This window comes from Nakamurella alba (assembly GCF_009707545.1).
Taxonomy (GTDB): Bacteria; Actinomycetota; Actinomycetes; order Mycobacteriales; family Nakamurellaceae; genus Nakamurella; species Nakamurella alba.
In genome coordinates, this window is record NZ_WLYK01000008.1 from 214203 (window position 1) to 236740 (window position 22538).

The 22538-nt window shown below is 72.3% G+C and carries 20 protein-coding genes; 8 read left to right on the plus strand and 12 right to left on the minus strand.

The window, feature by feature from the left end:
* Positions 1-20 precede the first annotated feature (20 nt).
* Complete coding sequence (locus tag GIS00_RS18730; RefSeq protein WP_322098121.1) at positions 21-1226, minus strand: acyl-CoA dehydrogenase family protein; 1206 nt, start codon at positions 1224-1226, stop codon at positions 21-23.
* Positions 1227-1437: 211 nt separating this feature from the next.
* On the opposite strand from GIS00_RS18730, the gene GIS00_RS18735 reads away from it, so the two are divergent.
* On the plus strand, positions 1438-2247 hold the full coding sequence (locus GIS00_RS18735; protein ID WP_154769971.1) for an enoyl-CoA hydratase-related protein: 810 nt from the start codon (positions 1438-1440) through the stop codon (positions 2245-2247).
* Entirely contained in the window at positions 2244-3017 is a 774-nt protein-coding gene (locus GIS00_RS18740) for an SDR family NAD(P)-dependent oxidoreductase (protein ID WP_154769972.1), read from the plus strand. Before GIS00_RS18735 ends, GIS00_RS18740 begins: the two co-directional genes overlap by 4 nt.
* A 62-nt stretch (positions 3018-3079) precedes the next feature.
* Here the strand turns inward: GIS00_RS18740 and GIS00_RS18745 are convergent, their stop codons facing one another.
* On the minus strand, positions 3080-3895 hold the full coding sequence (locus GIS00_RS18745) for an SDR family oxidoreductase (protein WP_154769973.1): 816 nt from the start codon (positions 3893-3895) through the stop codon (positions 3080-3082).
* A 158-nt stretch (positions 3896-4053) separates the two neighbouring features.
* Here GIS00_RS18745 and GIS00_RS18750 point away from each other — a divergent pair, with 158 nt between their 5' ends.
* Genes GIS00_RS18750 through GIS00_RS18760 form a run of 3 tightly spaced genes read left to right on the plus strand, consistent with a single transcriptional unit; the run spans position 4054 to position 6866 of the window.
* Complete coding sequence (locus tag GIS00_RS18750; RefSeq protein WP_154769974.1) at positions 4054-5232, plus strand: steroid 3-ketoacyl-CoA thiolase; 1179 nt, start codon at positions 4054-4056, stop codon at positions 5230-5232.
* A complete protein-coding gene (locus GIS00_RS18755; protein ID WP_322098122.1) occupies positions 5229-5693 on the plus strand; it encodes a MaoC family dehydratase in 465 nt (154 codons plus the stop codon). Before GIS00_RS18750 ends, GIS00_RS18755 begins: the two co-directional genes overlap by 4 nt.
* 57 nt (positions 5694-5750) lie before the next feature.
* Entirely contained in the window at positions 5751-6866 is a 1116-nt protein-coding gene (locus GIS00_RS18760) for a 3-hydroxyacyl-CoA dehydrogenase family protein (protein WP_154769975.1), read from the plus strand.
* 356 nt (positions 6867-7222) lie between these two features.
* On the opposite strand, the gene GIS00_RS18765 is transcribed toward GIS00_RS18760, so the two are convergent.
* From GIS00_RS18765 to GIS00_RS18785, 5 genes are all read right to left on the minus strand, one after another.
* Complete coding sequence (locus tag GIS00_RS18765; RefSeq protein WP_322098123.1) at positions 7223-8377, minus strand: acyl-CoA dehydrogenase family protein; 1155 nt, start codon at positions 8375-8377, stop codon at positions 7223-7225.
* A complete protein-coding gene (locus GIS00_RS18770) occupies positions 8374-9138 on the minus strand; it encodes a 3-hydroxyacyl-CoA dehydrogenase (RefSeq protein WP_154769976.1) in 765 nt (254 codons plus the stop codon). Before GIS00_RS18770 ends, GIS00_RS18765 begins: the two co-directional genes overlap by 4 nt.
* 26 nt (positions 9139-9164) lie before the next feature.
* Complete coding sequence (locus GIS00_RS18775) at positions 9165-10355, minus strand: thiolase family protein (protein ID WP_322098124.1); 1191 nt, start codon at positions 10353-10355, stop codon at positions 9165-9167.
* Positions 10352-11137, minus strand: a complete 786-nt coding sequence (locus GIS00_RS18780; protein ID WP_154769978.1) for a crotonase/enoyl-CoA hydratase family protein — start codon at positions 11135-11137, stop codon at positions 10352-10354. Before GIS00_RS18780 ends, GIS00_RS18775 begins: the two co-directional genes overlap by 4 nt.
* 162 nt (positions 11138-11299) lie before the next feature.
* A complete protein-coding gene (locus GIS00_RS18785) occupies positions 11300-12322 on the minus strand; it encodes a CaiB/BaiF CoA transferase family protein (RefSeq protein ID WP_322098126.1) in 1023 nt (340 codons plus the stop codon).
* A gap of 209 nt (positions 12323-12531) precedes the next feature.
* Between GIS00_RS18785 and GIS00_RS18790 the strand changes: the two genes are divergently transcribed.
* Entirely contained in the window at positions 12532-13347 is an 816-nt protein-coding gene (locus GIS00_RS18790) for an enoyl-CoA hydratase/isomerase family protein (protein WP_154769980.1), read from the plus strand.
* Between the two features lie 6 nt (positions 13348-13353).
* Here GIS00_RS18790 and GIS00_RS18795 read toward each other — a convergent pair whose 3' ends face one another.
* From GIS00_RS18795 to GIS00_RS18805, 3 genes are all read right to left on the minus strand, one after another.
* Positions 13354-14073: a TetR/AcrR family transcriptional regulator gene (locus GIS00_RS18795; RefSeq protein ID WP_154769981.1), complete on the minus strand. Its 720-nt coding sequence runs from the start codon at positions 14071-14073 to the stop codon at positions 13354-13356.
* Positions 14074-14167: 94 nt separating this feature from the next.
* Positions 14168-14929, minus strand: coding sequence for an SDR family NAD(P)-dependent oxidoreductase (locus GIS00_RS18800; protein ID WP_154769982.1), 762 nt, complete (start codon positions 14927-14929; stop codon positions 14168-14170).
* A complete protein-coding gene (locus tag GIS00_RS18805; RefSeq protein ID WP_154769983.1) occupies positions 14926-16233 on the minus strand; it encodes an acyl-CoA dehydrogenase family protein in 1308 nt (435 codons plus the stop codon). The genes GIS00_RS18800 and GIS00_RS18805 overlap by 4 nt, the downstream gene beginning before the upstream one ends.
* Positions 16234-16510: 277 nt before the next feature.
* Between GIS00_RS18805 and GIS00_RS18810 the strand changes: the two genes are divergently transcribed.
* Entirely contained in the window at positions 16511-18388 is a 1878-nt protein-coding gene (locus GIS00_RS18810; RefSeq protein ID WP_196073357.1) for a helix-turn-helix domain-containing protein, read from the plus strand.
* 26 nt (positions 18389-18414) lie between these two features.
* Positions 18415-19467, plus strand: a complete 1053-nt coding sequence (locus GIS00_RS18815; protein WP_322098127.1) for a chorismate-binding protein — start codon at positions 18415-18417, stop codon at positions 19465-19467.
* Positions 19468-19476: 9 nt separating this feature from the next.
* On the opposite strand, the gene GIS00_RS18820 is transcribed toward GIS00_RS18815, so the two are convergent.
* Both GIS00_RS18820 and GIS00_RS18825 read right to left on the minus strand, forming a co-directional pair.
* A complete protein-coding gene (locus GIS00_RS18820) occupies positions 19477-21216 on the minus strand; it encodes an alpha-keto acid decarboxylase family protein (RefSeq protein ID WP_154769986.1) in 1740 nt (579 codons plus the stop codon).
* Between the two features lie 50 nt (positions 21217-21266).
* A complete protein-coding gene (locus tag GIS00_RS18825; RefSeq protein ID WP_154769987.1) occupies positions 21267-22472 on the minus strand; it encodes an MBL fold metallo-hydrolase in 1206 nt (401 codons plus the stop codon).
* Positions 22473-22538: the final 66 nt, after the last annotated feature.

Genomic DNA, 22538 nt, shown 5'->3' on the forward strand with positions numbered 1-22538 from the left:
TTGTCGGACTGCGGTCCCGGTCAGCGGTACTTGGCGAGCTCCAGCCGGGCCACCGTGCGGCGGTGCACCTCGTCCGGCCCGTCGGCCAGCCGCAGCACCCGCTGGTGCGCGTAGGCCCTGGCCAGTGGGAAGTCCTGGGCGAGCCCGCCGCCGCCGTGCACCTGGATGGCCCGGTCGATCACCCGGGCCGCCATCGTCGGCACCGCGACCTTGATCGCCGCGATCGCGGACCGGGCGGCCTTGTTGCCGACCGTGTCCATCAGCCAGGCCGCGTGCAGCGTCAGCAGTCTCGCCTGGTCGATCTCGATCCGGCTGTTCGCGATCGCCTCCTGCACCACGCCCTGGTCGGCCAGCGGGCCGCCGAACGCGACGCGTTCCCGGGCCCGCCGGCACATCAGTTCCAGCGCCCGCTCGGCCGCGCCGATCGACCGCATGCAGTGGTGGATCCGGCCCGGCCCGAGCCGGGCCTGCGCCATGGCGAACCCGGCCCCCTCCTCGCCGAGCAGGTTCGACACCGGCACCCGGACGTCGGTGAGCGTGACCTCGCAGTGGCCCTCACGGTCGTTGTAGCCGAAGACCAGCAGGTCCCGGACGATCTCCACACCGGGGGCGTCCAGCGGCACCAGCACCATCGACTGCTGCAGGTGCGTGGCCGCCGACGGGTCGGTCTTGCCCATGACGATGCCGATGCGGCAACGACTGTCGGCGGCGCCGGAGATCCACCACTTGTGTCCGTTGATCACGTACTCGTCGCCGTCCCGCTCGATGCGGCACTGCACGTTGGTGGCGTCGGAGCTGGCAACGGCCGGCTCGGTCATCAGGAACGCGGACCGGATGGTGCCTTCCAGCAGCGGCGCCAGCCACTCCTGCTGCTGCTCCGGGGTGCCGAACATGGTGAGCAGCTCCATGTTCCCGGTGTCCGGGGCGGAGCAGTTCAGCACCTCCGGCCCGATGACGCTGCGGCCGGTGAGCTCGGCCAACGGGGCGTAGTCCAGGTTGGACAGACCGTCGGTCCACTGCGTGGCGTGCGGCAGGAACAGGTTCCACAGCCCGCGGGCCCGGGCGGTCGCCTTGAGCTCCTCGAGCACCGGCGGGTGGCCGTGCGGGTCGCCGGAGTCGGCCAACTGCTGCTCGTACACCGCCTCCGCGGGGTAGACGTGGTCCGCCATGAACGCGGAGAGTTCGGTGGCGAGCTGCTGGGCCCGCGGGCTCGGCGCGAAGTCCACGCGACACCCCTTCGTCGTGCCCGGCGGCGGTGCCCCGGGCGGTCGCGGCGGGCCCGTGACGGGCCCGTCCCTTGGAAGGGGAGTGAATCACCGGCGGCGGACCGGTCGCCCGGCCCGCGGCGGGGCAGGTTGGAGTATTCCCCAGCGATGCCGCTGACCTGCGGGTCCGGCGCGACGGCGGTCGGCGGGGGCCGGCGCTAGCGTGGCCGACATGAACGATTGGCAGCCGCTGCCCTCACCTGACTCCCTCGGCCTGAGCCGGATCGACGGCGCCCTGCGGGTGGAGTTCCGCCGCCCCGATGCCCTCAACGCCTTCGACAGCGCGATGGCGGTGGCCCTGCTGGAGGTGATCGGCAACGCCGCGTCCGACGACTCGGTGCGCAGCGTGCTGATCACCGGGTCCGGCCGCGCCTTCTCGGCGGGCGCGGACATCAACTCACAGTTCGGCGGGGACGACGCGCTGGGCGTCATCGAGCAGGAGCTCCGGGAGGTCTCGAACCCGACCATCATCGGGCTGCGCGAACTGGGCAAGCCGGTGGTGGCGGCGGTGAACGGGCCGGCCGCCGGGATCGGTTGCTCGCTCGCACTGGCCGCGGACCTGGTCCTGGCCTCGGACAAGGCGTTCTTCCTGCTGGCCTTCTCCAACATCGGGCTGACCCCGGACGGCGGGTCCAGTCTGCTGGTGCCTGCCCGGATCGGGCTGGGTCGGGCGTTCGTGATGGCGCTGCTCGCCGAGCGGCTGCCGGCGGCCGAGGCGGTGGCCTGGGGGCTGGCGGACCGGGTGGTGCCGGCCGCCGAACTGGACACCGTGGCGACGGAACTGGCCGTGCGGCTGGCGAACGGCCCGACCGCCGCCTACGCCGCCACCAAGGCCGCGATCAACGCCGCGGTGCTGGGCGGGCTGCCGGCGGCGCTGGACCGGGAGGCGACCGCGCAGGGGCGGCTGATCGGCACCGCCGACTTCGCCGAGGGCACGGCTGCGTTCACCGAGAAGCGCGCGCCCCGTTTCGAGGGCCGGTGACCGCCCGGCGGGCCCTGGTCACCGGGGCCAGCCGCGGCATCGGTGCCGCGGTCGCGCTCGCCCTGGCGGAGGCCGGGCACACCGTGGTGGCGGCGTCCCGGGACCGGGCCGGGCTGCAGGCGGTGGCGGAGCAGGCGGCCGCCGGTCCCGGCTCCGTGCTGCCGGTCCCGGCGGACATGGACGACCTCGCCGCGGCCGCCGCGCTGCCCGGGGCCGCTGCCGAGGCGGCCGGCGGGCCGATCGAGATCTTCGTGCACTGCGCGGGTATCGCCCGGCCGGCCCCGGTGGTGGGCATCGACCTGGCCGACTGGGACACCGTGCTGCGGGTGAACCTGACCTCCGCGATGGTCATCTCCCAGCAGGTGCTGCCGCCGATGGCCGCGGCCGGCTGGGGACGGGTGGTCGTCATCGGATCGCTGTACTCGCGCACCGGCGGCAAGTTCTCCGGCGCCTATGCGGTCAGCAAGCACGGCCTGCTCGGGCTGGCCCGGGTGATCGCGACGGAATTCGCCGCCAAGGGTGTCACTGCCAACGCGGTGATCCCCGGCTGGACCGACACCGAGATGGTGGCCGGCGAGGCACGCAACGTGGCCGAGGCCCGCGGGGTGTCCGCCGACGCCGCTGTCAAGCTGTTCCTGCGCGGCCAGCCGATCGGCCGGCTCATCGAGCCGGCCGAGATCGGTGCCATGGTCGCGTTCCTCGCCGGCGAGCAGGCCGGTGCGATCACCGGCCAGGCGTTCAACGTGGACGGCGGTTCGCTGCAGTCGTAGGTGCGTCGCCCCGGGACCCGCGCGACACCGGTGGCCGGGCCGGTGCGCCCGGGACAGAGTGCCTAGGACAGTGCGCCCGCCGCGGCCGCGTTGAAAGCCGTGGAGCCGGTGAGGTTCTGGCCGCCGTCGACGGTGATCCGGGCGCCGGTGACGTACTCGGCGAGCGGCGAGGCGAGGAAGGCCGCCATCGCCCCGACCTCCTCGGTCCGGCCGTACCGGCCCAGCGGCACCATGGACAGCCAGGCGTCCTCGCCGGCCACCTCGCCGAGTCGTTTCATCCCCTCGGTGCCCTCGATCGGGCCCGGGGCGATGGCGTTGCAGCGGATCCCGTACGATCCCCACTCCAGCGCGAGATTGCGCATCAAAGCGTCGATCCCCGCCTTGGCGGCGCCGACGTGCGCCTGGAACGCGAAGGCCTGGTCGGCCTGCGACGCCGAGATGTAGAGCAGGCTGCCACGGGTCTGCTTCAGCTGGGCGAACGCGGCCCGGGTGGCGTTGAAGGTGCCCATCAGGTCGATGTCCACCACGGTGCGGAAACCGTTGGGGGACAGGTTCTCCGCGCGGGCGATGAAGTTGCCGGCGGCGCCGCAGACCAGCGTGGCGATCGGCCCGAACTTCTCGGCGGTGCCGTCCAGCGCGGCCTGCAAGGCCTCCGGGTCCCGGACGTCGGCCACCGCGGTGTGCACCCCGTGGCCGAAGGCACCCAGTTCCTCCGCCGCCGCGGCGAGCACCTCGGTCCGCCGGCCGCAGATCCCGACGTCCGCGCCGAGGGCGGCGAAGGTCCGGGCGATGCCGAGGTTGATGCCGCTGCCGCCACCGGTGACGAACACCGGCCGGCCGGCGAACAGGTCGGAGGGGAACAGGTCGGTGATCTTCATGCCGGTGATCCTGACGGTCGGCCCCGGCGCGCCCCGGCGAGTCGTCCGGCCCCGTTGGAGTTCGGTCCAAAGTCCGGTCCGGTCCGCGTTGGAGGGTTCCACATCGGGGTCCGCGGGGGGCCTCCGGTGGTGGGTCGCGCGGGGATAGGTTCGGAACCATGACAGACGTCGTGGTCGTGGATGCCGTCCGTACGCCCGTGGGTCGGAGGCGGGGCGGCCTGTCCGGCACCCACCCGGTCAACACCCTCGCGCACGTGCTGCGTGCGCTGGTCGACCGGACCGGGGTGGACCCGGGAGCCGTCGGGCAGGTCATCGGCGGCTGCGTGACGCAGATCGGCGAGCAGTCCACCAACATCATCCGCACCGGCTGGCTGACCGCCGGGCTGCCGCTGCAGGTGCCGTCGACCACCATCGACGCCCAGTGCGGGTCCAGCCAGCAGGCGACCTCGCTGGCCTCGGCGCTGGTCGGGTCCGGGCTGACCGACCTCGCGGTGGGCTGCGGTGTCGAGGCGATGAGCCGGGTGCCGATCGGCGCGTCGCTGGACGAGGCCCGCGGCTTCGGCACGCCGTGGCCGCCGGAGTACGCCGACCACTACGAGGTGACCTCGCAGTTCGAGGGTGCCGAGCGGATCGCCGACAAGTGGGGCGTGACCCGGGCCGACGCCGACGCGTTCGGCAAGCGCTCGCAGGACCTCGCCGCCCGTGCCTGGGCCGAGGGCCGGTTCGACTCACAGGTGGTGCCGATCGAGGTGGCCGAGCGGGACGCGGAGGGCAACCCGACCGGCGGCACGGTGCTGATCAGCAAGGACGAGGGCCTGCGCGCCACCACGCTGGAGGCCCTTGCCGGACTGAAGCCGGTGGCCCGCCCGGACGGCGTCCACACCGCCGGCAACGCCTCGCAGATCTCCGACGGCGCCGCCGCCGTGCTGGTCGCCGAGGCGTCGAAGGCCGCGGCGCTGGGTCTGCGCGCACGTGCCCGGATCGTGGACAGCTGCCTGGTGGGCAGCGATCCCGAGCTGATGCTGACCGGCCCGATCCCGGCCACCGAGCTGCTGCTGCGCCGCAACGGGCTGACGGTGGACGACATCGACGTCTTCGAGATCAACGAGGCGTTCGCCTCCGTGGTGCTGGCCTGGCAGCGCGAGCTCTCGGTCGATCCGGACAAGGTCAACCCCAACGGGGGTGCCATCGCACTGGGGCATCCGCTGGGCGCCACCGGAGCCTTCCTGATCTCCAAGGCACTGGGCGAGCTGGAGCGCTCGCAGGGCCGGCTGGCGCTGATCACCATGTGCTGCGGCGGCGGGCTGGGCACCGGCATGCTGCTGGAGCGGGTGTGACCGCCGGCCTGGTGCTGACCGGCCGGGACGAGCTGTTCGCCAGGGTCGGCACGGAACTCGGTACCAGCGACTGGATCTCGATCACCCAGCAGGACGTCAACACCTTCGCCGACCTCACCGGTGACCACCAGTGGATCCATGTCGACGTCGAGCGCGCGACCGCGAGCCGGTTCGGCGGCACCATCGTGCACGGCTACCTGACGCTGTCGATGGTGTCCCAGCTGCAGCTGTCGATGTTCGACATCCAAGGTTTCGGTTACGGTCTCAACTACGGGCTGGACCGGGTGCGCTTCCCGTCCCCGCTGCCCACGGGCAGCCGGGTGCGACTGACCGTCGAGCTCACTGAGGTGACCGACGTCCCGGGCGACGGCGTGCAGATCCTGCTCACCAACACCTTCCACCGGGAGGGCGGCGACAAGCCGGTGTGTGTCGCACAGTCCTTGATCCGGTACTACCCCTGAACCTGCCTCCTTGCTCCCTCGCACGACGGCCGGGCCGACCGGCGGAACGGACGCACCATGCCTGACACTCCGAAGCCCGACACCCCTTCCTACGCCGGGCCGCTGCGCAAGGTCGGTGTGATCGGCGCGGGCACCATGGCCAGCCAACTGGCCGTGCTGTTCGCGCAGAAGCTCGACATCCCGGTGGTGATGACCGATCTGGACCAGGCCCGGGTGGACGCGGGACTGGCGCACGCGGCGTCGGTGCTGGACCGCCAGGTGAGCCGCGGGAAGATCGACGCGGCTGCCAAGGACCGGGCGCTCTCCCGGCTCGAGGGCCGGCCGCAGGGCGAGGGTTTCGAGGATGCGGACTGGGTCATCGAGGCGGTGTACGAGGACCTCGGCGTCAAGCAGGCGGTGATGGCCGAGTACGAGGCGAAGGTGGGGCCGCAGGCGATCCTGGCGACCAACACCTCCTCGCTGTCGGTGGCGGGGATCGGCGCGCGGCTGCAGCGGCCGGAACGGCTGGTGGGCTTCCACTTCTTCAACCCGGTGGCCGTGATGCGACTGATCGAGGTGATCCGCACGCCCGGCGTCGACGAGGACGTCGTGCAGGTGGCCGTCGGAACCGCGAGTGCGCTGGGCAAGACGCCGGTGGTGGTCACCGACACCGCGGGATTCCTGGTCAACCGGCTGCTCACCCGGGCCGGCGCCGCCGCCTGGCAGCTGGCCGAGGCGGGGACGCCGGTGGAGACCGTGGAGAAGGGCCTGGCCCCGCTGGAGCTGCCGATGACCCCGTTCGAACTGCTCGAGATGGTAGGCCCCGCCGTGGGTGTCCATGTGATGACCGAGCACGAGTCGGCGTTCGGCGAGCGGTACGCCGTCGGTGAGCGGTCCGCTGCGGTCGGGCAGCTGACCACCTTCTTCGAGCGCGACGCCGACCGGAAGCGCACCGGGTCCACTCCGGAGTTCGCCGCGCTCTTCCCGTCCGAGGCCGCCGGATCCGGCGCGCTCTCCGCCGACGAGGCCGGCCGGGTCGTCGCCGACGCCATCGCCGACGAGGTCACCCGCATGCTCGACGAGGGTGTCGCCGAGGGCCGCGCCGAGATCGACACCGCCATGCACCTCGCGGCCGAGTACCCGGAGCGCGGGATCACCGTCGTCCTCACCGAACTCGGCGCCCTCAAGCCCTGACCCGCCCGTCGGCGCAACCCCCGTTGCGTCCGTGGTCGTCATAGCGACCAGAGCACGGGCGTCCGGGGTGAGTGGCGGGCTCGCCGGCGGCTACCGGACGACCGGGCCGCGGGTGTCACATTCGTTGGCCCTCATTCCGTGTGACACCCGGTTGGAAGGCCGACGAACGACGGCCGGCCGGATCCGCGGGTCGTGGTCCCTCCAGCGACACACGATGTGGTTGGAGGGACCGTGGATGACGAGCACACACGAACCGCGGTCCTTGCCCTTCCCGGCCGAAACCACTACGTCCTGCAACCAGTGAGATCGACCATGGGTCCGGGCTCACGGGTTGCAGGACGTTGTGGAGCGAAAAGTCAGCGACGGCCGATGATCTCGCGTCCGATGATCATCTTCATGATCTCGTTGGTGCCGCCGAAGATCTTCTGGATGCGGGCGTCGCGGAAGGCGCGGGCGACGGGGTACTCGAGCATGTAGCCGTAGCCGCCGTGCAGCTGGAGGCAGCGGTCGATGATGCGGTTCTGCACCTCGGCGGCCCACCACTTCGCCTTGGCCGCCTCGGTGGCGGTGAGCTCGCCGTCGGACTGGGCGAGCATCGCCTTGTCCACGTAGGCCCGGGTGACGTCGAGCTCGGTGGCCATCTCGGCGAGCTGGAACCGGGTGTTCTGGAAGTCGGCGATCGGCTGGCCGAAGGCGACCCGCTGCTGGGTGTAGTCGATCGTGTCCTTCAGCACCGCATCGCTCACCGCGATGGCATGCGCCGCGATCGAGAGTCGTTCCAGCGGCAGGTGGTGGGCCAGCTGGCCGAGGCCGCCACCCAGTTCGCCGAGCACCGCAGAGTCGGGGACGAAGACCTCCTCGTAGAACAGCTCTGCCGTGTCCTGGGCGAGCAGCCCGACCTTGTCCAGCTTGCGGCCGCGGCTGAACCCGGGGGAGTCGGCCGGCACGATCAGCAGGCTGAACGCCCTGGACGTGGCCTCGGGATCGGTGCGCACCACGGTGATCACGAAGTCGCACTGGTACCCGCTGGTGATGAAGGTCTTGGCGCCGTTGACGATCCAGCCGCCGTCCACCTTGCGCCCGGAGGTGCGGATGCCGCGCAGGTCGCTGCCGGTCCCCGGTTCGGTCATCGCGATGGCGCCGATCAGCTCACCGGAGGCCATGCCGCGGACGTAGCGGTCCTTCTGCTCCTCGGTGCCGAGCGCAGCCACGTACGGGATGATGATGTCGTCCTGCAGCGAGAAGCTGGAGGCCAGCGAGGTGGCGTGCACCTTCGCCAGCTCCTCGAGAACGACGGAACGGTACCGGTAGTCGGACTGTCCGGCGCCGCCGAACTCCTCCGGCGCGGACAGCCCGATGATGCCCTGTGCGCCGGCCGCCAGCCAGGTGGCCCGGTCGATCAGCCGCTGCTCGTCCCACTTCTCCAGCTTGTCGACAACCTCTCGGCGGACGAACTCCGCGACCACCTCGCGGAACGCCTCGTGATCCGCGGTGTACAGGCCGCGCTTCACTTCGCGGCCATCCGGATCGCGCCGTCCAGCCGGATCGTCTCGCCGTTGAGCATCGGGTTGCCCACCATGAACTCGACCAGCGAGGCGTACTCGTCCGGGTCGCCCAGCCGGGACGGGTGCGGCACCTGGGCGCCGAGCGAGGCCTGCGCCTCCTCCGGCAGGCTCGCCAGCAGCGGCGTCTTGAACAGTCCGGGGGCGATGGTGTTCACCCGGATCTTCAGCGCGGCCAGTTCGCGGGCGATCGGGATGGTCATACCGACGATGCCGGCCTTGGACGCGGAGTACGCGGCCTGGCCGATCTGCCCCTCGAAGGCGGCGACAGAGGCGGTGTTCACGATGAGCCCGCGCTCCTCGCCGTGCGGCTCCACCTGCGCCATCCGCTCGGTGGCCAGTCGGATCACGTTGAACGTGCCGATCAGGTTGATCCCGACGGTGGTGCTGAACAGGTCCAGCGGGAACGGCCCGCCGCGGCCCAGCACCTTCGACGGCTTGCCGACACCGGCGCAGTTGACCACGATGCGCAGCGGCGCACCGGTGGCGCCCGCGACGTCCAGCGCGGCGCCGACCTGGTCGGCGTCGCGGACGTCGGCGGGAGCGAAACTCGCTCGCTCACCGAGCTCCTCGACCCGCTCGGCGCCGGGCGAGGACGGCAGGTCGAGGATGACCACCTCGGCGCCGGCGGCGTGCAGGCGGCGGATGGTGGCCAGGCCGAGGCCGGACGCACCTCCGGTCACCAGTGCGGTGGTGCCCTTGATCTCCATACGATTTCCCTTTCGCTGCAGCGGGTTCAGAGTCGTTCGACGATGGTGGCGTTCGCGAGACCGCCGCCCTCGCACATGGTCTGCAGGCCGTACCGGCCGCCGGTGGCCTCCAGGAACCCGAGCATGGTCGCCATGATCCGCACCCCGGACGCGCCCATCGGGTGGCCGAGGGCGATCGCGCCGCCGCGCGGGTTGAGCCGGTCCGGATCGGCGGCGAACTCGCGCTGCCAGAGCATCGGCACCGGAGCGAAGGCCTCGTTGACCTCGTAGGCGTCGATCTCGCCGATGGTCAGCCCGGACCGGGCGAGCACCGCGCGGGTGGCCGGCAGCACGCCGGTGAGCATGAGCAGCGGGTCGTCGCCGACGACGGACAGCGCGTGGAACCGGGCCCGCGGCCGCAGTCCGAGCCGCTGAGCGGTGTCCGCGGCCATGATCAGCGCGGCGGAGGCGCCGTCGGTGAGCGGGGAGGAATTGCCTGCGGTGATGGAGAAGTCGACCTCCGGGAACCGGGCGGCGATCGCCGGGTCGGCGAAGGACGGCTTCAGCCCGGCCAGGGACTCCGGGGTGGTGCCGGCCCGGACCGTCTGGTCGGTGTCCACGACGGCGCCGTCCGGCAGGGTCACCGGGACGATCTCACCGGCGAAGTCCCCGGCGGCCGCCGCGGCCGCCGCCAGCCGGTGCGACCGGGCGGCGTACTCGTCCAGTTCGGCCCGGGTGAACTTCGCCCGGGCGGCGATCAGCTCGGCCGAGTGTCCCTGCGCGATCAGCCCTTCCGGGTAGCGGGCGGCAACGCCGGGACCCCACGGGTCGCTGCCGGCGATCGCCGATCCCATGGGCACTCGGGACATCATCTCCACACCGCCGGCGATCACCACGTCCTGGGTGCCGGACATGATCGCCTGCGCCGCGAAGTGCATCGCCTGCTGCGAGGAGCCGCACTGCCGGTCGATGGTGGTGGCCGGCACCGACTCCGGGAAACCAGCGGACAGCAGGGCGTTCCGGCCGATGTTCAGGCCCTGCTGCCCGGCCTGCGACACGCAGCCGGTGATGACGTCCTCGACCAGGGCCGGGTCGATCCCGGTCCGGTCGACCAGCGCGCGCAGCACCCCGGCCAGCAGGTCCACCGGGTGCACCGCCGACAGTGCGCCGCCCGGCTTGCCGCGCCCGGACGGGGTGCGGACGACGTCGACGATCACCGCATCGCGGACCTCGGTCACTTGCCGGTCCAGACCGGGTCGCGCTTCTCGGCGAAGGCGGTGGCGCCCTCGGCGGCGTCCGCGCTGACGGCGATCTTCGCGAAGGCCGCGGCGTTCTCGGCCCAGGCCTCGTCGGTCCAGTCGTCACCGGCGGCCAGGCTGCGGTACATGACCTGCTTGGTGACCTGCAGTGCCAGGGGCGCGTTGGCGCCGATCTCCCGGGCCAGCTCCAGGGTGGCCGGCATCAGCTCGTCCGGCTCCACCATCCGGTTCACCAGTCCGGCGGCCAGCGCCTCCGGTGCGGTCAGCGGGCGGCCGGTGAGCAGCAGCTCGGCGGCCAGCCGGCGGGGCAGCAGCCGGGCCAGCCGCACGGCACCGCCGCCGGCGGCGAACAGGCCGCGCTTGACCTCGGGCACCGCGATCGACGCGGTCGAGCTGATCACCGCCAGGTCGCACGCCAGCATCAGTTCGGCGCCGCCACCGAAGGCGAACCCGTTGACCGCGGCGATCAGCGGCTTGTCGATCCAGTGCTGGGCCGCCCCGGCAAAACCCCACTCGGGGTGCTTGCCGGCGACGTCCTCGCCGGCCGCGAAGGCCTTGAGGTCCATGCCCGCGCAGAACGCCCGCCCGGTTCCGGTGATCACTCCGACCCGGACCTCCGGGTCGGCGGCGATCTGCTCCAGGTACTCGCCGACCAGGTCGGACAGCGCCGCGTTCGCGGAGTTCATGGCCTTGGGCCGGTTCAGCGTGATCACGCCGACCGTGCCGTCGCGGTGGTACAGGACGGCGGGTTCGTCGGTCATGCAGGCTCCTCGTCGATCACGCTGCGGACGCAGCTCTCTCCGGTCGCAGTATCGGCCCCGGCGGAAGCCCGGCGGTGCGCCGGCGGTCCTGGCATTCGTGGGAAACGACAGGGTGGGAAACAACAGGGTGGGAAACAACAGGGTGGGCCGCGGGTGGCCGGGTCAGTCGCGCAGGGACATCCGTGGCGCGGGAGCGGCCGCCACGGCACCGTCACGACCACCCGGCACCGGGACCAGCAACTCGCGGGCCGCCACCTGCGGATGGCCGGCGGCCTCCGACGGCGCCAGCACCGGGGTGACGCAGGCGTCGGTGCCGGCGAAGTGCGCGGCCCACTCGTCGCGGGTGCGGCCGGCGAAGGCGCCGGCGATCCGGCGGGCCAGCTCCGGCCAGTACCTCCGGTCGTACTGCCGCTCCACCCACACCGGATCGAGGCCGAGCCCCGCGGCGGCGAGGGCGAAGAAGCGCGGTTCGAGGGAGCCGAGCGCGACGTGCCGCCCGTCCGCGCACTCGTAGCAGCGGTAGAACGGGGCGCCGCCGTCGAGCAGGTTGTCCGCCCGTTCGTCGGACCAGGTACCGGCGGCCCGGGCCTGCCAGATGATCTGCATCAGGTTCAGCACGCCGTCCAGGATCGCCACGTCGACCACCCCGCCGACCCCGGTGCGTTCCCGCCGGTAGAGGGCCGCGAGCACGCCGCCGACCAGGTACGCCGACCCGCCGCCGTAGTCGCCGAGCAGGTTCAGCGGCGGCACCGGTGCCTCCGCGGTGCCGATGGCGTGCAGCGCACCGGTGACCGAGAGGAAGTTGATGTCGTGGCCGGCCACCTTCGCCCACGGCCCGGTCTGCCCCCAGCCGGTCATCCGGGCGTAGACCAACCGGGGGTGCAGGTCGTCCGGACCCAGTCCCAGCCGTTCCAGCACACCCGGCCGGAAGACGTCGATCAGCACGTCGGCGCCCGCCAGCAGCTCGCGCACGGAGGCCAGATCGGCCGGATCCTTCAGGTCCGCGGTGAGGATCCGGTGCCGGCCGCGCAGCAGATGATCCGGGGAGTCAGGGAACCCGGCCGGACCCGGTCGGTCGATCCGGGTCACCGTGGCGCCGAGATCGGCGAGTTGCATCGCGGCGTGCGGACCCGGGCCCTCGCCGCCGAACTCCACCACCACGACGCCGTCCAACGGTCCGGTCACCCTGCACCCTCCTGCACGCTCGTCCTGGAACTCCCCGCCATCCGACCAGGGTCGGGCGTCCCGGCCGGGTCCGCCCGTCGGGCCCGGTCTGTGGAAGTCGACAGACGGCGGGAGCGGGACCCGGCGGCCGGACCTAGGCTGCAGGACCAGACGCACTGAGCGATCGCTCAGTACCGCTGCCCGCATCGGGCCTGTCGGACGGAGCCCGGATGACCCCCACGGACAACGCGGTCGTCGTGGACACCCCCGCCCCGGGGGTCACCAGGATCACCCTGCACCGGCCGGAGGTGCTCAACGCCCTCGACCATTCGATGACCCGCACCCTGCTGCGGGTGCTGGCCGAGATCGCCGTAGACACCACCTGCCGGGTGGTGGTCCTCACCGGCGCCGGCCGGGGCTTCTGCGCCGGTCTGGACCTGCGCGGCTACGGCGACGACGACGAGGTGCAGCGGCAGGGGTTCCCCGGGCGGACGATGAGCCGGCAGCGGGAGATCGCCGAGATCGCGGTGCGGCTGCACGAGCTGCCGCAGCCGGTGATCGCCGCGGTCAACGGCCCGGCCGCCGGTGGCGGGCTGGCCATGGTGCTCGCCGCGGACGTCCGGATCGCCGCCACCGAAGCGGCTTTCGCGGTCGGCTTCATCCGGGCGGGCTTCAGCGGGTGTGACATCGGGCTGTCCTGGCTGCTGCCCCGGGTGATCGGTGCCGGTCACGCCCACGAGCTGATGCTGACGGGCCGGCGGATCGACGCGGAGCGAGCCGAGCGGATCGGTCTGGTGACCCGGCTGGTGCCGGGCGCGGACCTGCAGGACACCGCACTGGCCGTCGCCGCCGAGATCCTGCAGAACCCGCCGCTCTCGGTCGAGATGACCAAGCAGGGCATGTGGATCGCGCTGGAGACGCCGTCGTTCCGGGCGTCCGTCGAGTTCGAGAACCGGCAGCAGGTGTACACCGCGATGACCGAGGACCGCACCGAGGCGGTGACCGCGTTCCTGGAGAAGCGGCCGCCGGTCTACAGCCGGCGCTGAACACCCCTACCCGAGGAACGGCTGCAGTGCCCGCTCCGGGGCGTTCACCGAGCGCAGGGCGGTCACCACGTAGTCGGCGGTGACGGTGGTCGCCGACCGCTCGCCGCCCGCGCGGAACCACACGGCGACGGACTGGAACATGCCGAGCAGGGCGCGGGCGGTCTGTTTCGGTGACTCGGCCACGAGAACACTGCTGCGGACGCCGTTCTCGATGGTGCCGCGGATGAGCAGCTCGATCCGGCGCCGCTTCTCGACGTAGGACTCCCGCTCGAACGGCGACAGGCTGCGGATCTCGTTGTCCAGGTGGGCCAGGTGGGTGTTGTGCGTGACGTGCAGCATCAGGCACTCGGCCAGGTTGCTCAGGCCCAGGACCGGGTCGTCGCCGGCATCGGCCAGCGCCAGCCGGCAGCGCTCGTACAGCGCGGTGATGGCCGGGTCCAGCAGGCCGATGAGGATCGCTTCCTTGTTGGCGTGGTGGTAGTACAGGGCCGGCACGGTGACCCCGACCCGGCGCGCGATGTCCCTGACGGACGTTCCGTGGTAACCGTTCTCGCGGAACGCGGCGAGGGCCTCGGTGAGGATCGGGGACAGCGCGGTCGGCGGCACCGATCGCCAGTCGACCGCCGGTGCGGCCACGGGGAGCGGTGTCACCGGCAGCGCGGGGCCCGCCGTCGTCGGATCGACCCGGGCCTTGCGGGTGCGCCCCGGCGCAGGTCGCGAGCTCATCGGTCACACCCCCGTTCCTCCGGCGTCGGGCCGCGCCCACGATAGCCCAGCGGGGCCGTCACCGAGCGGGTCCGCGGCGGCGGCGTGTGCGTGATCAGGGCAGGCCGCCGTCGACCCGCAGGACCGCCCCGGTGGTGTAGCCGGAGACGTCGGTGGCGAAGTACACGACCGCGCCGACCACCTCCTCGACCGTGCCGCACCGGCCGAGTGCCACCGACGCGGCGAGCCGCTCCTGCTCGCCCTCCCGCCAGTGCGTGGCGATGTCGGACAGGATCGGGCCGGGGTGCACGGTGTTCACCCGCACCTTCGGTGCCAGTGCCTGGGCGAAACCCTCGGTGAGCACGTGCAGTCCGGCCTTGGCGGCGGAGTAGGGCAGCGCCGCCGGGACCGGCCGCACCGCGGCCGAGGAGCCGATGTTGACGATGCTGCCGCCGCGGCCGGCGGCCATCGCACCACCCAGCAGGGCGGTCAGCCGGAACGGGCCGCGCAGGTTCACGTTGATGACCTTGTCGAACAGGTCCGCGGTGACCGAGGTCAGGTCGTCGTAGAGCGGGGAGAGACCGGCGTTGTTGACCAGGATGTCGACGTCGCCGAAGGTCTCCAGCGCGGTCGCGGCGAGCCGGTCGCAGTCGTCCCAGCTGCTCACGTTCATGCCCACCGGCAGCGCCCGCACCCCGTGCTCCGACGTCACCTCGGCCGCGAGATCCGCGCAGGCGGACTCCTTCCGGCTGGCGATCACCACGTCGCAGCCCCGGGCGGCCAGCGCCAGGACGACGGCACGGCCGATGCCGCGGCTGCCCCCGGTGACCACCGCGCAGCGACCGGCCAGGTCGCGCGCCGGCGCGTCGGTGGTCATACCGCGGCCGGCTCCGGCGACGGCTCCGCGGTGGGTGCCGCCTCGGGATAGAGCTCCCGGGCATGCTCGAGCCGGGTGGAGCGGACGTAGTCCGGGAACATGCCGGCGGCCGGGGCGACGGTCCGCAGCACCTCCTTGGCGACCACGACCTTGTGCACCTCGGTCGGCCCGTCGGCCAGCCCCACGTGGAAGGAGTTGACCAGCCACGCCGCCAGCGGCAGCTCGTGACTCAGGCCGAGCGAGCCGTGCAGGTGCAGGGCCCGCGCCGAGATGTCGTGCAGGATCTTCGGCATGATCGACTTCACCGCGGACACATTGGCCCGCAGCGCTTTCCAGTCATGACCCTGGTCGGCGAGCCAGGCCGTCTCCAGCACCAGCAGCCGGAACTGGCGCAGTTCCACCCAGCTGTCGGCGATCTTCTCCTGCACCATCTGCTTGTTCGCCAGCAGCTCGCCCTTGGTGGACCGGGACACCACCCGCTCGCACATCATCTCGAAGGCCCGGGTGGCCTGGGCGAGCGTGCGCATGGCGTGGTGCATCCGGCCGCCGCCGAGCCGGGACTGCGCGACCAGGAAGCCGTCACCGGGTCCGCCGAGCATGGCCGAGTCCGGGACCCGCACGTCGGTGAGCCGCAGATGTGCGTGGGTGTCGTCCTTCTCGCCGTAGAAGCCGTAGTTGCGGACGACCTCGATGCCCGGGGTGCCGGTGGGCACCACGAACATCGACATCCGCCGGTGCGGTGACTCCGCGTCCGGGTCGGTGACCACCATGAAGATGAAGAACGCCGCGGTCTCCGCCTCGGAGGCGAACCACTTCTCGCCGTTGATCACCCAGTCGTCACCGTCCCGCACCGCGAGCGTGCGCATCATCAGCGGGTCGGCGCCGCCCTGCGGCTCGGTCATCGAGAAGCAGGAGACGATGTCGTTGGCCAGCAACGGTTCCAGGTACGTGCGCTTCTGCTCGTCGGTGCCGAACCGAGCCAGGATCTCGGCGTTGCCGGTGTCCGGCGCCTGCGCCCCGAACACGATCGGCCCGAAGCGGGACATGCCGAACTTCTCGTTCATCAGGGCCAGCTTGAGCTGGCCGTACCCCGGGCCGCCGAGTTCCGGTCCGAGGTGGCAGGCCCACAGCCCGCGGGCCTTGACCTCCGCCTGCAGCGGGCGGACCAGGCGGACGAACTCGGGGTCGTGGATGTTCCACTGGCTGCCGAGGATCTCGTCGAGCGGCTGCACCCGCGTCCGGACGAAGTCGTCGATCCAGTCCAGCTCCAGCTGGAACTCCGGATCCGTGGCGAAACTCCACATGCCCAGGTCCTCCCTCGTCGTGTCCTAGCAGCGTGGGGCACCGCGGCGGACCGCGAACCCCGGCGTCCGGTAGTGGTTGTCAGAACTTCCAACGGACCCGCGCCGCCGGCGGTCACCGGGGGGCGGTCGCGGGACCCGCTGCACCGAACTCCGCCGAAAGGGTGATTTCCGCGCCGGCTGAGCGTACGTTCACTAAGAACTTCGCGAAGAGGTCTTGGAGTCAGGACGTGACCTGGTGCACATTGATCGGGTTCCGTTTCGCAAGGAGGCGAACCACGTGACGATCGCGCAGTACTTCGATGCCCGGCCCGAGGACTCGACGGATCTGTACGGGCAGGTCATCCAGGCGTTCGAAGAGGTGTCCCTGCTCGCCGCCAGCGAATCGGTGCCGCTGGACGCGGTGCTCCGGCTGGTCGGCCAACGGCTGTGCGAGCTGTTGGGGGTCACCCGTTGCTCGGTGTACCTGCGCCGGGAGGACGGCCGGTTCCAGGGCCAGGTCGGCTACTCGCGGACCCGCGGCAACATCGACGCCAAGATCAGCAAGCTGGTCGCCGGGGTGGAGCACGACCTGTTCACCGCGGAGATCGTGGCGACCAACTCGCCGGTCGCCGTGCAGGACGCGGTGCACGACCCGCGCACCATCCAGCGGACCATGCGCGCCTGGGGCGTCCGCGACATGCTCGGCGTGCCGCTGGTCGTCGACTCCGAGGTCATCGGCATCATCTACGTCGACACGGAGAACGGCCGGCACGCCTACTCGGATCGCGAGATCAAGCTGGCCCAGGCCTTCGCCGGGCTCAGCGCACTGGCCGTCCGGCAGTGCTGGCTGCACCGGCAGCTCGGCGAGCGGGCGAGCGTCATCGACCGGCAGCGCCGGATGCTCGGCCGCACCGCCGAGGTGCACACCCGGGTCACCCGCGCCGTCATGGACGGCGAGCCGCTCGGCGCGATCCTCGGGCTGATCGTCGACCTGCTGGGCAAGCCGGTGGTGCTCTACTCGCCCGAGAAGGAGCCGATCTCCTGGGCCTCGCCGGAGTCGCTCGGCCTGGAGCGCAGCCCGGCGCTGTCCCGTTCCGTGTGGAGCCGGCCGTGGGCGCAGTCCGCCCTCGCCGAGCTGGAGGGCGGTGCGGCCAGCATCATGCTGCGCGCGCACCCGGAGATCCGCTGCCGGCGGCTGCTGGCCCGGTTGGTCACCGACGGCCGTTGCGTCGGCTACCTGGAGCTGGCCGAGCTCGGCGGCGCGTTCACCGAGATCGACGCGAAGGCGCTGGAGCAGGCCGCGATGGCGGTGGCGCTGAAGCTGCTGAACATGCAGCGCAACACCGAGCTGCGGCGCCGGCAGCGGGAGGAGTTCGTCGCCGACCTGCTGTACGGCCGGGCCGACCTGGAGTCGCTGGACGCCCGGGCCGAGTCGTTCGACTTCGACCTCGGCTGCCGGCACCTGGTGGTGCGCATGCAGTACGCCACCGTCGGCGGCGACGAGGCGCTGACCGGGGAGCGGCGGCGCCGGCGGGTGTCCGCCGCCATCACCGACGGGCTGCCGGAGGGCTACCGGTCGCTGGCCTTCGCCCGGGTACCGGGTGCCGACCTGTTCATCCTCGAGGTACCGGCCGCCGAGTCCGGCCACGTGGACGGGGTGCTGCACGCCGGCCTGCAGGAGCTGTTCGGCACCCTGCAGCGGGAGTTCAGCGCCTCCTACGCGGTGACCTCCGAGCCCTACCGCTCCCTCGGCGCGCTGCACACCGCCGCCGACAAGCTGCGGGAGATCGACGAGCTGCTGCGCCGGGCGGACGGGGCCGAGGCCCGCTTCTACTCGGCCCGTGAACTGGAGCTGCTCCGGTTGCTCGGCCACCGGGACGGCCCGTCGGCGATGCTGGCGCACACCCGCGAGCTGGTCCGGCCGCTGCTCGAGCACGATGCGGCGGGCAACGGCGGCCTGGTCCGCACCCTGTTCGCCTTCGTCCGGGCGCAGGGCCAGGTGCGGGCCACCGCGGTCGCCCTGGGGGTGCACGAGAACACCGTCCGGTACCGGCTGGCCCGGATCAAGGAGCTGTCCGCGGTCGACCCGGACCGGCTGGACTCGCTGCTCGGCGTGATGATCGCCATCCGGATCCACGACCTCTTCGGCGGGCTGGAGCACGAACTGGGCGCCTGACCGCGGGGTCGCTACCCTCGGGCGCTGTGAAGGGTCCGGCGGCACAGCGAGCGGCGGCGCACTTCGCCGGCCGGCTCGCCACCGGGCTGGTGGAGGTCGCCGACCTGACCGCGCGCCCGGAGGCCCTGCAGCGTGGCTGGTGGGCGGTCGTCGCGACCTTCGAGGGGGCGATCACCGGGTACCGGTTCGCCGACGTCCGACCCGCCGCGCTGCCGCCGGCCCGGGTGCCGTGGGTCAGGCCGGGACGCTGGACCTCGTCGATGAGCCGGCAGGACTACGTCGACGGGGTGCTGCGGATCCGCGAGCACATCGCCGCCGGCACCGTCTACCAGGTGAACCTCTGCCGGCTGCTGACCGCCGAGCTGCCGGCCGGTGCCGACCCGCTGGCCCTGGCCCACCGGCTGGGCGAGGAGAACCCCGCTCCGTATCAGGGCTTCCTGCACACCGGGACCGACTGGGTGGTCACCGCGTCCCCCGAGCTCTTCCTGCGGCGGACCGGAGACACGGTGCTCAGCGGCCCGGTCAAGGGCACGGCGGCGCCGGGAGAGCCTTTCTCCGCCAAGGACTTCCCGGAGAACATCATGATCACCGACCTGGTCCGCAACGACCTCGGCCGGGTGGCCCGGCCGGGCGGGGTGCGGGTCACCTCGCTGCTCCGCCGGGAGGACCACCCGGGACTGCAGCATCTGGTCTCCGACGTGCAGGCGGAGCTGCGCCGCGGCACCGGCTGGGACGACCTGCTCGCTGCCACCTTCCCCCCGGGATCGGTCAGCGGGGCACCGAAACACACCGCACTGCAGATCATCCGGGAACTGGAGCGGGTCCCGCGCGGACCGTACTGCGGTGCGATCGGCTGGGTGGACGGCGATCGCGGGACCGCCGAGCTGGCGGTCGGGATCCGCACCTTCTTCTCCACCGACGACGGCCGCCGGGTGCACTTCGGCACCGGGGCCGGGATCACCTACCCGTCGGACCCGGACGCCGAGTGGCGGGAGACCGAACTGAAGGCATCCCGGCTGATCGCCGCGGCCTCCGGGGTCGGCGGGAGTGCCGCATCAGCGGGCGTTCTCAGCGCCTGACCCCGGGATTCAGGGCCGGACCGGGGCGCCCAGCATCCGGGTCAGGGTGGCCAGCAGCTCCGGGACGTCGTCGGCGGGGACCACCGCCTGCAGCACCGTCCCGGCCCCGGTCCGGTCGTGCTCGGCGAGGGCCTCGGCCAGGCCGTCCGCCGAGGTGACCCGGTGCGCGGCCCAGCCGGTCAGCCCGAGGAACTGCGGCGCCGCGGTCCAGTCCCAGCGGGCGATGTCGTTGTACGGCTCGGTCGGCCCGTGGATGGCGCGTTCGACGGTGTAGCCGTCGTTGTCGACCACCACGACCACCGGGGCCACGCCCGTGCGGGCGAAGGTGGTGAGCTCCTGGGCGGTCATCTGGGCCGCGCCGTCGCCGATCAGCAGCACGCCGCGCCGGCCGGGCGACGCCAGGCAGGCGCCGAGCAGCGCCGGCAGCGACCAGCCGATGGACGCCCAGAGCGGCTGCCCGAGGAAGGTGACGCCGGAGGGCAGCCGGTGGGTGCCCATCCCGTAGAACGAGGTGCCCTGGTCGGCCGCGACGATGTCGTCGGGTCGCAGGGCATCCGAGATCCCGTTCCACAGCGCGGTCTGGCCCCAGGCCCCGCCTGCCGCGGCCGGTTCCGTCATCAGGAGCGCGGCGCCTGGGGCGAGGGCGGTCTGACCCCACGCATCGCCGTCCGCCGTCGGTGCCGAGGCTGGGGGCGGGCTGTCGATCCCCCGGGTGAGCCCGCGGACCAGCGGGGTGATCGCCCGCAGTGCGTCGGTGAGCACGACGCCGTCGAAGACCTCCTCACCGACCCGGGCCCGGTCCGCCTCGAGTTCGATCGTGGCTGCCCGGCGCAGGTGGAACGAGAACAGCCCGGTGTTCAGGTCGGTGAACTGCACCCCGGCGACCACCAGCACGCCGGCCTGCTCCACCCGGTCCCGGACATCCGCGGACGGACCGGCGGCACCGACGTAGGTCCCGAGGAAGGACCCGGCGCTCTCGTCGACCACGCTCTTGCTCCACAGCGTGGAGGCGTGCGGCACGTCGGTACCGAGCAGGTCCTGCAGTGCGCCGGTGCCGCCGAGTCGGTGCACCAGAAGTCCGGCCAGCACGCACATCTCGTCGGTGGCACGGATGCCTTCGAACAGCCGCGCGGCCGAGGCGGTGAAGGCGGCGAGGGACCCGGCATCGGAGGTGGCGACGGCGCGCGGCGGTGCCGGGACATCGGCCGCCACAGGTGCCTCGGCCACGTCGGCGGCGATCAGCAGGTACCCCGGCCGGGACGTCGCCATCATCGTTCCGAGCACCCGGTCGATCTCGGTGACGGCGTTCTCCGCGGTGAGGACCGCACCGGCACAGGTGATCTCGCCGTACATGTCGGCGAAGTGCCGGAAGAGCCCGTCGCCCAGGGTGTGGTGCACCCGGCGGTGCTCGTCCTGGGCGACGGTGGCCGGCGCGCCGACCACGTGCAGCACCGGGACGTACTCGGCGTAGGCGCCGGCGATCGCGTTCATCGCGCTCAGCTCCCCGACTCCGAAAGTGGTGCACACGGCACCGATCCCGCGCATCCGGGCATAGCCATCGGCGGCGTAGCCGGCATTGAGCTCGTTGGTGCCGCCGGTCCAGGTGATCCTCGGGTGCGCGACCACGTGGTCCAGCATCCGCAGGCTGTAGTCGCCCGGGACGCCGAACAGCCGGTCCAGGCCGAGCCCGGCCAGCCGGTCCAGCAGCAGGTCGGCGACGGTGGACGGGCGATCGGTGTCGGGGCTCATCGCGGGCTCCTGGTCTCGTCTCGGACGCGGCAGCGGGACGGTGGTCAGTATCAGCGGTCCCGTCCGGCGAGCTTCCACCGGATCATCCGCACGGCGGCCGGTACCAGCGCGAGGCCGGTCGGCCGTCCGGCCGGCTGCTTGGCCCGGACCAGTTCCGGGCGGGTCCAGGGTGCGTCCGCCTTCCCACTGGTCGGGGTCAGCCCGATCTCCCGGAGCTGGTTGATCCCCATCATCCCGGTGAACATCAGGCTCGGGTTGGCGCCGCCGACACCCAGATCGGCGACCCCCTTGCCGTACTCGCGGACGAACTCCGAGGGACGGACGGAGTCCTTGCCGCGGGTGACGTCCAGGGCCACCTCCTGCAGCCCGACGGCCTGGTCCAGCAGGGTCTCCAGGTAGGTCGCGGCCTCGTCGGCGGTGCGGGTGGTGAAGGTGTGGCCGTCGGTCAGCGTGCCGATGCAGCCCTCCCGGGCCATGGTCAGCACCGCACCGAGGCACGTCTGCAGCTTGAGCTGGTCGGCGTCGGCCATGATCCCGCACGGCCCGTTGCCCTCGTCGGACAGGTGCAGCAGCCCGATGTCGGCGAGCCGGACGATCACGTGCCCGGCGCAGTGGCCCTGGGTGCGGAGCACCTGGACCGCGCCGTCGGCGAAGGTCCAGCCGGTCATCGGGACCGACCCCACGGGGATCCGTTCCAGCGGCAGTTCCTCGTAGGTGCGGGTGACGGCGGCGAACGGGTGCATCGGGGTGAACAGCGAGTTGACCATCGCGCCGGCCAGCGAGGGCGGCGCCGGCAGCGGCACCACACCGGGCACCCGCTCGAAGGAATGCACCCAGTACCCGGCCGGGTCGATGATCTGCGGCAGGTCGCGGGCCGGCAGGTAGTGCTCGGCAGTGATGCCGCGGGTCGCCGCGAGCTCGTCGGCCAGGTCGTTGTTGCCGACGTGGTCCACGTGGCCGTGGGTGGTCAGCACCACCAGCCGGGACCACGGGCCGACCATGTCCACGGCGCCGACCTTGTCCGCGGCACCGACCAGTGCCGTCCGGAACTCGGTGGTCACGCCGGTGTCGACCAGGAACAGGGTGTCACCGACCCGGTGCAGCAGGCTGTTGGCCACGTCGGGCTGCTCCGCGGCGACGTCCAGCTCCTGCCCGAGGACCAGCACGGTGGCCTCGTCGATCCGCAGCACGGTGCCCAGTGCGGGCTCGGAGTGTGCGGCAGCCGTTGCAGCGGTGGAGGTCTCGGTCCTGCTCATGATGTGCTTCTTCCCGTCTCGTGATGTGTCGGTGTCCTGTTGCTCTGTCGGGACCGACGCTAGGTC

What these genes read in the sequence shown, in the direction of transcription:
- GIS00_RS18825 (WP_154769987.1), bottom strand. Translation starts at nt 22,472, where the DNA reads ATGAGCAGGACCGAGACCTCCACCGCTGCAACGGCTGCCGCACACTCC.
- GIS00_RS18795 (WP_154769981.1), bottom strand. Translation starts at nt 14,073, where the DNA reads ATGAGCTCGCGACCTGCGCCGGGGCGCACCCGCAAGGCCCGGGTCGAT.
- GIS00_RS18790 (WP_154769980.1), top strand. Translation starts at nt 12,532, where the DNA reads ATGACCCCCACGGACAACGCGGTCGTCGTGGACACCCCCGCCCCGGGG.
- GIS00_RS18770 (WP_154769976.1), bottom strand. Translation starts at nt 9,138, where the DNA reads ATGGAGATCAAGGGCACCACCGCACTGGTGACCGGAGGTGCGTCCGGC.
- GIS00_RS18820 (WP_154769986.1), bottom strand. Translation starts at nt 21,216, where the DNA reads ATGAGCCCCGACACCGATCGCCCGTCCACCGTCGCCGACCTGCTGCTG.
- GIS00_RS18750 (WP_154769974.1), top strand. Translation starts at nt 4,054, where the DNA reads ATGACAGACGTCGTGGTCGTGGATGCCGTCCGTACGCCCGTGGGTCGG.
- GIS00_RS18760 (WP_154769975.1), top strand. Translation starts at nt 5,751, where the DNA reads ATGCCTGACACTCCGAAGCCCGACACCCCTTCCTACGCCGGGCCGCTG.
- GIS00_RS18805 (WP_154769983.1), bottom strand. Translation starts at nt 16,233, where the DNA reads ATGTGGAGTTTCGCCACGGATCCGGAGTTCCAGCTGGAGCTGGACTGG.
- GIS00_RS18735 (WP_154769971.1), top strand. Translation starts at nt 1,438, where the DNA reads ATGAACGATTGGCAGCCGCTGCCCTCACCTGACTCCCTCGGCCTGAGC.
- GIS00_RS18800 (WP_154769982.1), bottom strand. Translation starts at nt 14,929, where the DNA reads ATGACCACCGACGCGCCGGCGCGCGACCTGGCCGGTCGCTGCGCGGTG.
- GIS00_RS18780 (WP_154769978.1), bottom strand. Translation starts at nt 11,137, where the DNA reads ATGACCGACGAACCCGCCGTCCTGTACCACCGCGACGGCACGGTCGGC.
- GIS00_RS18745 (WP_154769973.1), bottom strand. Translation starts at nt 3,895, where the DNA reads ATGAAGATCACCGACCTGTTCCCCTCCGACCTGTTCGCCGGCCGGCCG.